Genomic DNA, 14044 nt, shown 5'->3' with positions numbered 1-14044 from the left:
AAAGATGAACTGGTTCCACATAAGAGTAGTAATTTAGGTAGTCCTATTTCTTAAAGGCTAAAGAGAAACAGTCATTTTTAGAAGTCTTGCCAGATGGACTTTCAAAATTTTGCTTTTTTCTCTGATTTTTACGCAAGGGCACTACCGTCGTTAACTTTGAAACAGACACATCCGTAGGATGGGCAAAGGGCGATAGCCCGTGCCCATCGCTAAAGGGAAGTGCTGTGATGGGCACGCTTTGCTTCGCCCATCCTACAAACCTCCGCTGGCTGAGCGGAGTCGTGTGTCCTTCAGACAGCGAGCACTCTTTAGGTGATCACCGTGGGCTTTTCGCGTCCAGTCAACTCGCGAATCTTGGCGATTTCATCCGCCATCCGCACCAAGTCGCCCAGCGCTTCCTGAGTATCCTGATCGTGCTTAGCCGGGTCGGGTTCGTAGCTCTCTAGATAGATCCGCAGCGTGGCTCCCTGAGTACCTGTACCCGATAGCCGGAAGACAATGCGGGAGCCGTCGGTAAAGCCAATGCGGATACCCTGCTTTTTGCTAACGCTGCCGTCTATTGGGTCGGTGTAGCTGAAGTCGTCGGCGTAGGCGACTTCATACTGGCCGAACCGTTGGCCTGGCATAGAGCCGACTGCCGAGCGCAGGTTTTCCATCAGGGTGTTGGCTGGGTCGGAGTCAACGGCTTCGTAGTCATGGCGAGAGTAGTAGTTGCGACCGTAGGTGCGCCAGTGATCCTGGACGATCTCTTCTACCGACTGCTTCCGCACTGCCAGAATATTCAGCCAAAACAGCACCGCCCACAGCCCGTCTTTCTCACGGATATGGTTAGAGCCGGTGCCAAAGCTTTCTTCTCCGCAGAGGGTAGCTTTGTCGGCATCTAGCAGGTTGCCAAAGAATTTCCAGCCGGTCGGCGTTTCATAGCAATCGATGCCCAGCTTTTCGGCTACTCGGTCGGCGGCTTGGCTGGTGGGCATGGAGCGGGCAATGCCGCTAAGGCCAGAGCGATAACCCGGTACTAGGTGAGCGTTGGCGGCCAACACGGCCAGGCTGTCGCTGGGAGTGACGAAGAAGTGGCGGCCCAAGATCATGTTGCGATCGCCATCGCCATCTGAGGCAGCGCCAAAGTCGGGCGCATTGTCGCCAAACAAAATCTCTACCAGGTCGTGGGCGTAGACCAGGTTGGGGTCGGGGTGACCGCCGCCAAAGTCTTCTAGCGGTTCGCCGTGGATGACGGTGCCCGCAGGCGCATTTAGCCGCCGCTCAAACAGAGCCTTGGCATAGGGGCCGGTCACGGCATGGAGCGAGTCCATGCACATTCGGAAGTTGGCAGAGCCGAGCAGCTGTTGAATCTGGTTGAAGTCAAACAACGACTCCATCAGCGCCCCGTAGTCGTTGACGGCATCAATTACCTCAACTCGCGTATTGCCGAGCTGAGTTGAGCTGACGCGGTCTAGGTTAACGTCGTCAGCCTCAAGAATTTTATAGGAGCTGATTTTTTGGCTGTTTGCAAAGATGGCGTCGGTGACTTTCTCGGGAGCCGGGCCACCGTTACCGATGTTGTACTTGATGCCAAAGTCTTCATTGGGGCCGCCAGGGTTGTGGCTGGCCGAGAGAATGATGCCGCCAAAGGCATTATTTTTACGAATGACGCAGGAAGCTGCCGGAGTTGAGAGAATGCCGCCCTGCCCCACTAAAACTCGACCAAACCCATTAGCCGCCGCCATTTTGAGGATGACCTGAATGGCTTCTCGGTTGTAGTAGCGGCCATCGCCCCCCACTACTAAGGTCTGGTTTTGATAGCCTTCTAAGCTGTCGAAGGTAGATTGAATAAAGTTTTCTAGATAATTAGCCTGTTGGAACGTCGGCACCTTCTTACGCAGGCCCGAGGTTCCCGGCTTTTGATCCGGATAGGGTTGAGTGCTGACAACTTGAACCGTCATGAGTTGTGATCTCGCGCTAAGAAAGCTAGCTGTGGCTCTAGCTCTACCTGTGCCCCAGTATGGGTAATTAACCGTAAGCTCAGGTTAAGAGCATAAAGCAACAACTACGCTTTACTTTAATCGAGAGCGCCGAGCAAACTGCCCGAATTTGCTCAATCTCTATCAAAGGTTGGATTCCCTTCAGGTTTTGAAAGGTTTCGTGAGGCATGAGCTAAACGATCCTTGCTCCCCTAGCCATTTTTCTAGGTTCGATTCAGCCCATTTACCTGATGGGGCAGCGGCCCAAAGTTTTGCATTCTGGGACTATTCGCTCATAGGTTTCAGGAGTTTATATGTCTTTTGCAGAGAATGCGAATCCCCTGCAGGGGTTTTCTGAAGGGCTAGCCGATGCCCTTGACCAAGTCAGCAACAGTATTGTGGCAGTCCAGGGGCGGCGACGCTTTGCCTGCAGCGGCGTTTACTGGCAGCCGGGGGTGATTGTGACGGCTGACTATGTGCTGAAGCGGGAGTCGGCTCTGACGGTAGTTTTGCCAAGTGGAGAAGCGGTGAGCGCTGAGCTGGTAGGCCGCGATCCGGCGCTTGATTTGGTGGTGCTGCGGGTGGAGGGGGTAGATTTGCCGGTGCCGCAGCGCAGTGATCCGACTCAGCTGCGGGTAGGGCAACTTGCGATCGCAGCCGGTCGCTCCCTCGAAACAGGCCTTAGCGCTAGCCTAGGCATTCTCAGTAATCTGGGCGGGGCGTGGCGAACGATGCAGGGTCGCGCGATTGATCGCTTTATTCGGCCCGATGTCACGCTCTATCCCTCTTTGCTAGGCGGGGCGTTGGTCGATACCCAGGGCCACATTATCGGCATCAACCTGAGCGGGCCGCGCAACTGGCCGATTACCATTCCCGCTGAGACTCTAGATCGGGTGGTGGGCACGCTGCTGCAGAGCGGACAGATTCCTCGCGGCTACTTGGGCATTGGTCTGCAGCCGGTGGTGCTGCCGCCGGGGCTGCAAGAATCGCTGAACCTGACGGATGAGGTGGGCGTGCTGGTGGTCAGCCTAGAACCGGATAGCCCGGCCGATCAGGCGGGGATTTTCATTGGCGATATTTTGCTGTCGCTGGGGGATCAGCCGGTTGCCAACCTGCAGGATGTGCAGGCAGCGCTAGATGCTGATACGGTGGGGCAATCGCTCCAAGCGCAGATTGTGCGCGGCGGGCAGCTAATTGAGGCGACATTGGTAGTCGGGGAGCGGCCCCAGCGGGGGCGTTGCTAACGGCAGCGAGGAGAGAGTGCGTGAGGCAGGTTTTAGTGGTGGCTGAATCTGCGATCGCACGGGCCGGTCTGACTGCCCTGATCACAGAACAGACAGACCAGTGGCAGGTTTCTAGCGTGGCCGACCTCTCAAGCTGGCTGCAGCGCCCTCCGACGGAAATGCCCGATGTGGTGCTGATCGATTTGAGCCACTCGGGCAGCCAGGTTACTGCCGATCTCCTCGGCATTTTGGAGGACTGTCCGGCGGCGGTAGTCGTACTAGTAGAGCAATGGCCCGAGCCCAACTGGGCAGAGATCCTGCGATCTGGGGTGCAGGGACTGCTTTTGAGCGAGGCTACGGCAGGTGCGATCGTCGCGGCCCTCGAAGCAGCGGCGGCAGGTCTAGTAGTGCTGCACCCAAATCTGGTTGAGGAGCTATTAGCAACGGCCCCTAGCCTGTCACGCATGGCTGGCGAAGCTCCAACTCAGCCTCTCACCAACCGCGAAGTTGAGGTGCTGACCCTACTGGCAGAAGGGGTAGGCAATAAGACCATTGCGCGCCGTCTTACCCTCTCTGAGCACACCGTTAAATTCCATATCAGCACAATCTTCGCCAAGCTAAACGTCTCTAGCCGCACCGAGGCTGTGATTGTAGGGGCAAGGCTGGGGCTGATTTTGCTGTGAAAGCTTGGTATACCAATCCTCTAAACAGCCGTGCCCCATCCACCCATCCACTCCCTATCCGCAGCCCTTTTTTCTGGAATGGGTATTACTCGCTGCAAGCCTGCTCCAACAGCAGCAGCACCGCATTTTCCTCAAAGTTCAGGCCATTGTCAGGGAAGGCTGGTGCATTGTCTGGGTCCAGCGCGGGCAGCAGCGTTCCGTTTTCGTAGGCTTCTACAATAGCCGGATGCACATAGTATTTGCGGCAAGTGCTGGGACGATTGCCCAACTGCTTAGCAACGTCTTTAATCGCCTGGACAATGTTGCGATTGGCTTGGGTTTTGGAGGTGAAGGGGCCAATTTCTTTGAGCGCTAGGGCTGTCTCCACGGTGCCTGCCCAGGTTCGGAAGTCTTTGGCGCTGAAGGTGTCTTCGGTAATCTCGCGCAGGTAGCTGTTGACGTCTTCTGAGCCAATGCACTGACGCTGGCCGTCTTCATCGTAATACTGAAACAGTTCATAGCCGGGAATGTCGCGGCAGCGCTTGACCAGCTTGGCCAGTTTGCGATCGCACAGCTCAATCTCGTGCTCGATGCCGTGTTTGCCTCGAAACTGAAACTTGAGTGTGCTGCCTGTAATCTCCACATGGCGATCGCGCAGGGTCGTCAGGCCGAAGGAGCGATTTTTCTGAGCATACTCGTCATTGCCGATGCGAATAAAGGTTTCTTCCAATAGCCGCACTACAACGGCCAGCACTTTTTCCCGAGACAGCTTCTGCTTACGCAGGTCTTGATCAACTCGCTCCCGAATCTTGGGCAGAGCCAAACCAAAGGCCAGCATGCGGCTGAACTTGGCTTCGTTGCGAATTTTGTTCCAGTCGGGGTGGTAGAGGTACTGCTTGCGGCCCTTAGCGTCGCGGCCTGTCGCCAGCAAATGTCCATTTAGCCGAGGACAAATCCACACATCCTGCCAGGCTGGGGGAATTCTTAGGGCTTCGATGCGCTGCCGTTCTCGGGCATTTTGAATGCGAGCGCCTTTGGTGTCGTAGTAGCTAAAGCCTTTACCACTGCGCTTGCGGCTAATTCCAGGCCCTTCGTCTGAGACATGACGCAACCCGGCGGCTTGGGCAAACTGCTTGGGGTCAGCCACCTGGACAAGAAGCTCTACCGAAGCGGTGTAATTGAGGGTTGATGGGGCAGAGGATGGCATTGATAGCAGAAGGTTAAGAGACGAAAAAGGGCTAAACATTCCAGCAAAAGGCGCGGCAGCGACCTGAGCTCTTTTGTGAATGCTTAACCCCTGCAATGTCTTTTGGTCAAAGCAGACTATCTGCTCACAGCTAGACAGGTCTAAGACTACTCGGCTTGTTCAGTTTCTTCGTCTTTAGGCTGAACCTCGTGGGCCATGTTGCGAAAGGCTGCAGGGCTACCGGGTTGGCTGCTACCGCTGGTAAAAGCTGAAGATTCGCTGCCAGCATCGGAGGTATGGTTGCTGCCAGTTCCCGTCGCGTTTGATTCAGGGGTTGAATATTCCTGGGCAAGCTGATAGTCATCATCGAAGTTGCCTTCGGAAACCTCAGTCTTTTTAGCTTCTCCTTCTTTGATCTCTTCTGACAGACGATCAGCATCAAAATTGGAGGAGTCAGAGGTTGCTTGAACCATAGGAGTTTCCTTTTTTAGTTCTTAAATTGGTGTTTTTTAAGACTAAATAATTGACCTAAAAATGCTGAGAGTCCTCGGATAGATTACTGCTGTGCCGCAGGTGGGATTTAGATAGCTGACTACGCTCAGCAGCAAAGTCTATTGGCACAGCCTTCTATCAGGCACCTAGCTGATTACCAAAGAACCTCGACAAACCCTCCCGAACGATTGATGCCATTCTCCAGGTCGCTCTACTAGGGTCTAAACAGCCGTTGATGGGGTTTGGCGGTGGATGCTGGGAAAACTTTGACAGCTCGCTTTAACACTAACCCTTGCAGATAACACCCTAATGACTTATGGATCGAGTTCTGATTATTGGCGGCTGTGGCCGCATCGGCAACAGCATTGCTAAAGATATCCTTGCCCACACTGATGCTGAAGTCACCATCACCGGACGCAACCCTCAAATGGGCATGGCAACCCTGGAGCGTCTGGGATCTACGGTGCAGTTTCAGGTGCTGGATCTGTGTGAGCCAGATCAGGTTCGAGATGCGATCGCAAAGGCCGACCTGGTCATCCATTCCGCAGGTCCCTTTCACTACCGCGACACCCACGTTATAGAAGCCTGCATTGAGCAGGGCGTCAACTACACAGACGTCAGTGATGAGCGCGGCTTTACCAAGCGGGCATTGGCTCTTAGCGAAGCCGCCGAAGCCGCAGGCGTCACCGCCATTATTAACACTGGCGTTTTCCCCGGCATCTCCAACAGCATGGTTCGCAAAGGCGTAGAGATGATGGAAAAGGCTGAATCTGTTCAGCTAAGCTACGTTGTGGCTGGCTCTGGAGGCGCAGGCGTCACAGTTATGCGCACTACCTTTTTGGGCCTGCAGCGCCCCTTTGAAGCTTGGCTAGATGGTCGCTGGCAGTCGGTCAAGCCCTACACTGCCCGCGAAGCCCTAGACTTTCCCAAGCCCTACGGACGGGCGCATGTTTACTGGTACGACATGCCTGAGTCACTCACCCTGCAGCAGACCTTTCCGGTGCAGAACGTGATTACCAAATTTGGAGTGGTGCCCGACTTTTACAACCATGCCACTTGGTCAATGGCCCACTGGCTGCCCTCGTCGGTACTAAAAAGCCCTGCTACCGTGGAATTTCTAGCCCGAGTTAGCCACTTCATGACCGATGTCACCGACCGCTTCTCCGGTACGGGCGTTGCCATGCGCTGTGACGTTAAAGGCTATCAAGATGGTAAACCGGTTCATTACTGCAGCAGCTTTGCCCATGAAAGCGCAGCTGTTGCCACAGGTTTGGGCACCGGCAGTATTGCTGAACTGCTCCTAAACGGCAAACTGCGGCAGCCCGGCGTTCACCCGGTTGAGCGAGCGCTACCGACCCCCCTGTTTGAAGAGGTTATGGAGCACCGCCAGCTTCCCATTCATGAATCTATTGTTTAAGCCCAAAAGCGGTTGAAATAGGTCTAACCAAAAGGGGTGAGCGGTGCTCACCCCTTTTGTTATTTTTGTTGGTTATCAATTGGTTAGGGTCAATGCATAGCCGACCTAAAGCTAGGGCCTCAGCTCGTTTGTACAGTCTGCCGGATATTGCCTGGGACGGCACTTTCCAAGTTCAGAGGATCTGCTTCTTCTAAATCGGGAGAATCTGCCTGCAAGTGCTTCTCTAGCAGCGACAGGTTACGTAGATTGGCCTTAAAAGTGGCATCAAACAGGTCGCCCACCAAGGGCACAGTTCCTACTACCGATTCTAGGGCAACGTTTAGCGCCATCTTTCGCAGCACAGGGGCCGGCAGCTTGAAGCGGGCAGCGAGAAACACGATATAAGCAGAAATTCCAGCAGTGATCAAGTCTCCTCCACCAGGAATTAAACCCAGTAGGGGATCTAAGCCAATGCGAAACTTGGTGCCAGGAAGACCGATTGCCGTATCCATAAGACGGCTGATACGGCGAATGCGATTTAGAGTTTTGAGGCCGGCGACTGTATCCATAATTTAATCGTAGCGAACTATACGAAGGCTGCCTTATATCAGGAACAAGATATAGCCCAGACTTTTGACAACAAAGTTGCCAAAAACTTGAGCTTAGGCAGATTGGAATAAGAGGGCTAAAAAGCGGTAGATGCGAGCCAAAGAACTCAGTATCTACCGCTTTAACTTAACCCTAACGGCAGCTTCTATTTAGCCGATTTGCACCTGGTTAATATCTACCGAGGTTGCGCCTCGCACCTGCCGAGCAACGCTCACCATCTTATCGAGTAGCTGTTGCTGAGGCACTTTACCTTTGAGAACGACGGTGCTGCCAGTTTGAGCAACCCACACGGTCTCAATATCATCGAGGTTAGGATCTTCATCAAATGCTTGGGCGACCCGCTTGGCCAGACCACTCTGGTCATACTCTCCGTTTAGGCCAACTCGCTCAGGGGGGATTGACTGCTGTTGACTAACTGTTGCATTAGGAGCCGCTTGAGCAGCAGCTTGGGTATTTTGTTGAACCCCTTGATTACTTCTTGCTTGGGTTCCTTGATTGCCTTTATTCTGATTGTTGGGAAGAACGCCTTGTCCAAAAATTCGCTTTAACCAGCCCATCTCGAACTCCTTTTCAGTTGGAATCTTACCCTTTCATTGAACTCAATTGAGCTGGTTTCGGCATCTCACACAGGGAACAAGTCTGCTCATTCCTGTCGTCAAATTTTATCTCTAACGAAATAACTCAAATGGTATTAATAAACTTCCTAGAAAGGCTCTGGCTTCTCCATTTGTGTAGGCCTCTGTGACGCTATTAGAAAATCTATTTAACGAGCCGTTTGAGCATTGTTGAGCTTATCTGCCTCTTCCTACTTCCTTAGGGGGCCGTAAAGTCCTCTTTGAAAACAAGGATTATAGGGCTTTACTGCCTAAGGGTGCTTAAGCCCACTTCAAGCAACCCTTAAGCGGTTACTCCGAGTTGGCATGAAAAAAGGAGCCAGAGGCTCCTTTAAGGTAGCTGGAAATCTCTTACTCGGCTTAAGCCGTGGCTAGCTGCTTTACCTTTTCTTCAATTGATTCCAGCAAGGAATTGTAGGGCTGATTGAATTTCTCAATGCCTTCTTCTAGAAGCTCCTCCATGACGCTGTTCAGATCGATTTCGATGTCTGAATCAGAGAGGCTGTTGATTATGTTGTGCGCTTCGTCTAGATCGGCTTCAATGCGATCGCAACCCACTTCGCAGTGATCCGCACAGGCTTCAATGGTTTCGACCGGCATGGTGTTGACCGTGTCGCGCCCCACTAGCTCATTGACGTACAGCACATCGCTGAAGTTGGGGTTCTTGGTGCTGGTGCTGGCCCAGAGTAGCCGTTGGGGGTTGGCTCCTTTGTCTTTTAGCGCCTGCCAACGATCGCCGTTGAACAGCTCTAGATACTTCTGGTAAGCCATTTTGGCATTTGCGATCGCAACCTTGCCTTTAAATGCCTCCAGTCGCTTTTCCATATTCAGGCTTTCGGTGCCTTCCCGCTTCAGCCGACTATCAAGCTGCTCATCAATTTTTGAATCGATCCGGCTGATGAAGAAGCTGGCTACAGAAGAAAGTTTGTTGATGGGCTGGCCTTCCTCTGCTCGCCGCTCCAGCCCCCGAATGTAGGCTTCGGCTGCTCGGGCATACATATCCACTGAAAACAGCAGCGTCACGTTGACGTTGATGCCTTCGTAGATTACCTGCTCGATCGCTTCCATACCCTCGGAAGTGCCAGGAATTTTGATCATCACATTGGGCCGTTCAATCGCCTTGTAAAGCCGTCGGGCTTCTTCCAAGGTGCCCTGAGCATTCTTGGCTAGCAGAGGAGAAACCTCGATGCTGACATAGCCATCTAGGCCATCGGTTTCCTCAAAGACGGGATGCAAGATATCGCAGGCGTTGCGAATGTCTTCAATTGCCAGAGATTCAAAAATCTGCTGAGCAGACCACTTATTGCGAATGCCCTCTTCGATATCAGGCTGGTAGGTTTGATTGCCCTTGATCGCTTTCTCAAAGATGCTGGGGTTAGAGGTGATGCCTCGCAACCAGCCCTCGTCTACCTTCTGCTTGAGTTCGCCAGATTGGATGAGATCGCGGCTGAGATAGTCCATCCAGAGGCTTTGGCCGCAGTCTCGGAGTCTTTGGAGTTGGTTATTAGTCATGGCATATCCTCGTTTTTCTACAAAGAAATAAAATCGGCCGGAGGTGCAAGATCACCCCCCGCCGATAGGCTAATTTAAGCCAGATTAAGGCTGACGCGCAGTGTTAATCTCGGTCAAGCCCAAATCAAAGGTGAGTTCGTGAACGCCAGGAATATCCTTGATTTCATCCACGATGCGCTGAGCAACTCGACGGTTTTTCACTTCCCCAGAGATGCGAACAGCCCCATTTGAAACGCTGGTGGCAATCTCGTCAGAAACATTGGCACGGATCCGCCGCTCAATCTCTGTATCGCTGAGAGGAGTGCCGTCTACTTCTGGATACTCAATGCCGTGAAACTGATTGCCGTTAGGAGTTTCCTGAAGGGCACCGTTCAGCGCTCGTTGGTCAGAGCTGATAGCGCTGTCTTTGGCAGCGGCAGCTGCCTGAGCAGGTAGGCTTGCACTGAGCATCATGATGACACTTAGAGCAACTGCAGCCAGTTCTACTCTCGCACGCCGAGCCGAAATGTTAGCCAAATACGCAGCAGCTGCAGCAAACAGCATTAAAACAAGAACATCAAAAGGGTTAAGCATATTTTTTCTTTGAATTCGACTGATTGAGAAGCAGGTTGAGAAGCGCTGCTCCAACCTTTAGCAGGTTAGAAAAAATACAAGTATTGTTGCGTCTGCCGGTCGAAAGAAATCTCTTAGCCCAAAGGTAGAGATAATTGAGCGAAATTAGCGGAAATTTGAAGAAATATTGCTTAATACATAAGTCTTTCTTTAAGCGGGTATCGCTCAGGGATGCTGCTTTTAAGCTAGGTAATTGCCCAAACGCAAGGTTGCATTAAGGACGTTCTATGGTTGCTGCTCCATCCTCGAATCGATCTATTGTCGATTGGCTAGGAGAGGAAGCCGACTCCCTCCTCACGTACCAGGCCAAAGTCTCTCGGTCTACCCTGCATCTGCCGGGGCCGGACTGGGTCGATCGCATTTTTGCCCATAGCGATCGCAACCCCCAAGTGCTCCGCAGCCTGCAGCAGCTCTATAGCAGTGGACGGCTAGCCAACACTGGCTACCTTTCCATCCTGCCGGTAGATCAGGGCGTTGAGCACTCTGCTGGGGCCTCCTTTGCGCCCAACCCCATCTATTTTGACCCTAGCAACATCATCGAGCTGGCTATTGCCGGAGGCTGCAATGCCGTGGCTACAACCCTCGGCGTTTTAGGCAGCGTGTCTCGTAAATACGCTCACAAAATTCCCTTCATTGCCAAGCTCAATCACAATGAGCTGCTGACCTACCCTAACCAGTTTGACCAGATCATGTTTGCCTCAGTCGAGCAGGCCTGGAACTTAGGTGCAGTTGCAGTCGGGGCCACGATTTACTTTGGCTCACCCGAATCTGTCCGCCAAATTCAAGAGGTGCGAGAGGCCTTTGAGCGGGCGCACCAGCTGGGTATGGCGACGATTCTCTGGTGCTATCTGCGCAACGAAGCCTTTAAGCAAGATAAAGATTACCACCTAGCAGCAGACCTGACCGGGCAGGCCAACCACCTAGGTGTCACCATTCAGGCCGACCTGATCAAGCAAAAGCTGCCTATGCTGAACGGGGGCTACCAGGCTGTCGCCCAAAAGGAAGGCAAGTCCTACGGCAAAACCCACGATCGCATGTACAGCGACCTGATCACTGACCACCCGATTGACCTGGCCCGTTATCAGGTACTCAACTGCTATGCCGGACGGGCAGGCCTGATTAACTCAGGCGGTGCCTCTAGCAAAAATGACTTTGCCGAGGCCGTTCGCACAGCTGTGATTAACAAACGTGCGGGTGGCTGTGGCCTAATTTCGGGCCGCAAGACCTTTCAGCGCGACTTTAAGGAAGGGGTGAAGCTATTTCATCAGATTCAAGATGTGTACCTATCTGATGAAATCACGGTGGCCTGATTGGATTAGCCCATGAACTTCACGGTGCCTGCTTGAATGGCGTCGAACAGGCGGTTAATTTGCCGCCGCTCTTGCTCATCTACTGTGCCGTCTGCTAATACTGTTGCGGAAATCTGTTGGTATTGAGCCAGCGTGATTTGCCGGGAAGCGATCAGCTGGTTGACTAGCTTAACCAGCTCAGCGGACGGTACAGGGGAGTCGGGCTGCATTGAGGTTATTCCTAGGAAGGGGCTTTGAATTTGTCTACTATAGTTAACTACTGAAGCTAAAGCTACCGCTGCAATGCAGAAATCACCTTGTCTTGCTGGGCTAGCCAACTTGTTGCTGAAACAGCCAAGAGAAGGGTACTAAGTGCCCTCAACTTGGCGTCTCAACTCGCCAAATCTGATGCTCTATTAGTATCAAAATTGTACAGAATGTAAGTTATCCTCAAGCGATCGCGAAGCTGGCCAATCGCACATCTGGCACAAATCTTGACTGGTCCATTGGCAAGCTGGCTATGGTTATATCCAAGGATCTCTGCTTTTTTCGATAGGGTCAGACCCGTGGTCGCTCCTCTTAGCTGAGTACATCTGTTGGCTCTAGAGAGGCTTGAGCTGACTCAAACTTTGGGTAGGCTGCTGGGCGAAGAAGCAGATAGATTCCTTGGCCTTCACCTATGAGGAACCCCCAACATGGATCGGGAAGTCGCGGAGCACTTTAGCCCTTTCGGTGAAGCAGATTGCGAGTCGGAACTCAAGCTTCTCCAAGGTGAGTACAGCAAGTATTTCTTCTACCACACTTGGTTTAACGAGGTTGCCCTCGACCCTAAAGTTTTCCTCATTGTTGGGCGAAGAGGCTCTGGGAAAACTGCTTTATCTCAATTCTTTTCCTTTCAAAAGCGGTTCCGCCGAGCCACAGCGATTGATGTCGATGAACCTGTTGCCTTTGAGCAGGTGCTGCAAGACATTGCCTCAACTGCAACCCAAAGCCGCGAGATCGCAATTCCTCGCATTGCTAAAGTTTGGAGCTTTGTCATCTGGTCAATCATCTTCCGGGAGCTAAAGGATCAGGATGTACGTATCCGGGCAGCCTGTATTTTTGGAGACAAAAGTGGCAGGCTCTCTACCTTTATCCGTCATGCCCTTAAATCTTTGCTCAATCGCTTACTAAAAACTGAAAATGACCTCTGGGACGAGCTGGAGGACATTCTCTCAGACGATCGCATACAGGCTGGGCAGAAAGCAGTGCTTGAGCTAGCGCGCAAAAAACCTGTGATTCTCTCCATTGACACTCTGGAAAATTACGCTGTTAATGATGTTGCCATGATGCGGGCGATTGCTGCCCTCATCCAGTTTGGCTCTGACTTTAACCGAGATTATGGGATACGGGGCCTTCACCTCAAGCTGTTTCTGATGGATGAAGTGTTTCCTTACCTCAAAGAGGAGATGGTGCTTAACCCGCTCAAGTTTGTTCGCAATGTGGTTTATCTCCATTGGCGACCCAAAGATCTGATGCGGTTGATCAGCTGGCGGTTTTACACTTATCTCCAGGCAATTGGCAAGCTCGATCCGGCTTCTAAAGCCATTGATTGGGACAGCCACGAGGATGTGCTGGAGAAGCTTTGGTATCCGTACTTTGGCACAAGCTTGAGAAATCGTCAGGGCGTGCCTGAGCTAACATTTCCTTACCTGCTGAGGCATACCCAGATGCGTCCTCGCCAGCTGATAGTGTTGTCAAATGCGATCGCAAAGCAGGCACTGGCCGAAAAGTCATTTCCTCACTTTCGTCCTAACGACATCGTAGATGCGATTTATCAAGGTCAATGCGACTTGGCTGAAGAGGTTATCAATTCTTACAGCTCGGTCTACCCCAAAGTTGGGCGTATTGTAGAAGCTCTCTCTGGGCTACCCATGATCTTCACGGGTAACGAACTCGATAAACGTGCGCCCCTTACTGCATCTGAATGGCCTCCCGGTGAATATTCTCCTTTGTCGTTTCGTCAACTAGTTGCTGAGTTGGGTATCGTCGGACGAGTTCGGCATCTAGATGAAAAGGCAGGCTATGCTGAGGCTGATTTTGAATACAGCATGGAGGGAAGATTGCCGTTGATGGTGACCGATACCTGTGTGATTCACCCAATGTTTTATCGGAAGCTCAACATTAAAGTCAATCGCAAGCTGCGCGTCTATCCTTTTCCTGACCACGACGAGTACAAGGATTTGAATTGCTACTTCCCAAACTCCCTCAATTAAGTTTGACGAGGTACCGTAGGATGGGCAAAGCAAAGCGTGCCCATCCTACGGTACTTGCGATTGAGAAGAGTGATCGCCAAGGAATATGACAATACGGTTGAACTCCCCTGGTGCATCTTGTATGCTCTTTTTGCGGAGAATGATTCTGGTCGGGGAAGAGAGAAGTTGCACCTTCTCAAATCCCCCAAATCATCCCAACTTGGCGTAGGTAAGCTGGAGACGACGCCTCATCT

The 14044-nt window shown here is 52.3% G+C and carries 13 protein-coding genes; 5 read left to right on the top strand and 8 right to left on the bottom strand.

Annotated elements, in window-relative coordinates:
• Positions 1–308 precede the first annotated feature (308 nt).
• Positions 309–1943, bottom strand: coding sequence for an alpha-D-glucose phosphate-specific phosphoglucomutase (locus H6G13_RS02115; RefSeq protein WP_190481522.1), 1635 nt, complete (start codon positions 1941–1943; stop codon positions 309–311).
• A gap of 332 nt (positions 1944–2275) precedes the next feature.
• Here H6G13_RS02115 and H6G13_RS02110 point away from each other — a divergent pair, with 332 nt between their 5' ends.
• Both H6G13_RS02110 and H6G13_RS29340 read left to right on the top strand, forming a co-directional pair.
• A complete protein-coding gene (locus H6G13_RS02110) occupies positions 2276–3205 on the top strand; it encodes a trypsin-like peptidase domain-containing protein (protein ID WP_190481521.1) in 930 nt (309 codons plus the stop codon).
• A gap of 20 nt (positions 3206–3225) precedes the next feature.
• Complete coding sequence (locus H6G13_RS29340) at positions 3226–3867, top strand: response regulator transcription factor (protein WP_190481520.1); 642 nt, start codon at positions 3226–3228, stop codon at positions 3865–3867.
• 85 nt (positions 3868–3952) lie between these two features.
• On the opposite strand, the gene H6G13_RS02100 is transcribed toward H6G13_RS29340, so the two are convergent.
• Entirely contained in the window at positions 3953–5053 is a 1101-nt protein-coding gene (locus H6G13_RS02100) for a DNA topoisomerase IB (RefSeq protein ID WP_190481519.1), read from the bottom strand.
• Between the two features lie 146 nt (positions 5054–5199).
• Entirely contained in the window at positions 5200–5505 is a 306-nt protein-coding gene (locus H6G13_RS02095) for a hypothetical protein (RefSeq protein WP_190481518.1), read from the bottom strand.
• A 335-nt stretch (positions 5506–5840) separates the two neighbouring features.
• On the opposite strand from H6G13_RS02095, the gene H6G13_RS02090 reads away from it, so the two are divergent.
• Positions 5841–6941 (top strand): saccharopine dehydrogenase NADP-binding domain-containing protein, encoded by a 1101-nt coding sequence (locus tag H6G13_RS02090; protein ID WP_190481517.1) that lies wholly within the window; start codon positions 5841–5843, stop codon positions 6939–6941.
• A 119-nt stretch (positions 6942–7060) separates the two neighbouring features.
• On the opposite strand, the gene H6G13_RS02085 is transcribed toward H6G13_RS02090, so the two are convergent.
• The 4 genes from H6G13_RS02085 to H6G13_RS02070 all read right to left on the bottom strand — a co-directional run bounded on the left by H6G13_RS02085 (position 7061) and on the right by H6G13_RS02070 (position 10228).
• Positions 7061–7489, bottom strand: coding sequence for a DUF4112 domain-containing protein (locus H6G13_RS02085; protein ID WP_190481516.1), 429 nt, complete (start codon positions 7487–7489; stop codon positions 7061–7063).
• Between the two features lie 189 nt (positions 7490–7678).
• Positions 7679–8086 carry a BON domain-containing protein gene (locus H6G13_RS02080; RefSeq protein WP_190481515.1) on the bottom strand — a complete coding sequence of 136 codons (408 nt, stop codon included), beginning with the start codon at positions 8084–8086 and terminating at the stop codon, positions 7679–7681.
• 417 nt (positions 8087–8503) lie between these two features.
• A complete protein-coding gene (gene tal, locus H6G13_RS02075) occupies positions 8504–9655 on the bottom strand; it encodes a transaldolase (protein ID WP_190481514.1) in 1152 nt (383 codons plus the stop codon).
• 84 nt (positions 9656–9739) lie between these two features.
• Complete coding sequence (locus H6G13_RS02070; RefSeq protein WP_190481513.1) at positions 9740–10228, bottom strand: BON domain-containing protein; 489 nt, start codon at positions 10226–10228, stop codon at positions 9740–9742.
• 266 nt (positions 10229–10494) lie between these two features.
• Here H6G13_RS02070 and H6G13_RS02065 point away from each other — a divergent pair, with 266 nt between their 5' ends.
• Positions 10495–11577: a class I fructose-bisphosphate aldolase gene (locus tag H6G13_RS02065; RefSeq protein WP_190481512.1), complete on the top strand. Its 1083-nt coding sequence runs from the start codon at positions 10495–10497 to the stop codon at positions 11575–11577.
• A 5-nt stretch (positions 11578–11582) separates the two neighbouring features.
• Here the strand turns inward: H6G13_RS02065 and H6G13_RS02060 are convergent, their stop codons facing one another.
• The gene (locus H6G13_RS02060; protein WP_190481511.1) at positions 11583–11786 is read right to left on the bottom strand and encodes a hypothetical protein; all 204 of its coding nucleotides are present in this window, start codon (positions 11784–11786) and stop codon (positions 11583–11585) included.
• Between the two features lie 465 nt (positions 11787–12251).
• Between H6G13_RS02060 and H6G13_RS02055 the strand changes: the two genes are divergently transcribed.
• On the top strand, positions 12252–13811 hold the full coding sequence (locus H6G13_RS02055; protein WP_190481510.1) for a hypothetical protein: 1560 nt from the start codon (positions 12252–12254) through the stop codon (positions 13809–13811).
• Positions 13812–14044: the final 233 nt, after the last annotated feature.

This window comes from Pseudanabaena sp. FACHB-2040 (assembly GCF_014696715.1).
Taxonomy (GTDB): Bacteria; Cyanobacteriota; Cyanobacteriia; order Phormidesmidales; family Phormidesmidaceae; genus JACVSF01.
The sequence above is the reverse complement of the archived record's forward strand: the minus strand, read 5'-3'. Positions and strand labels throughout refer to the sequence as shown.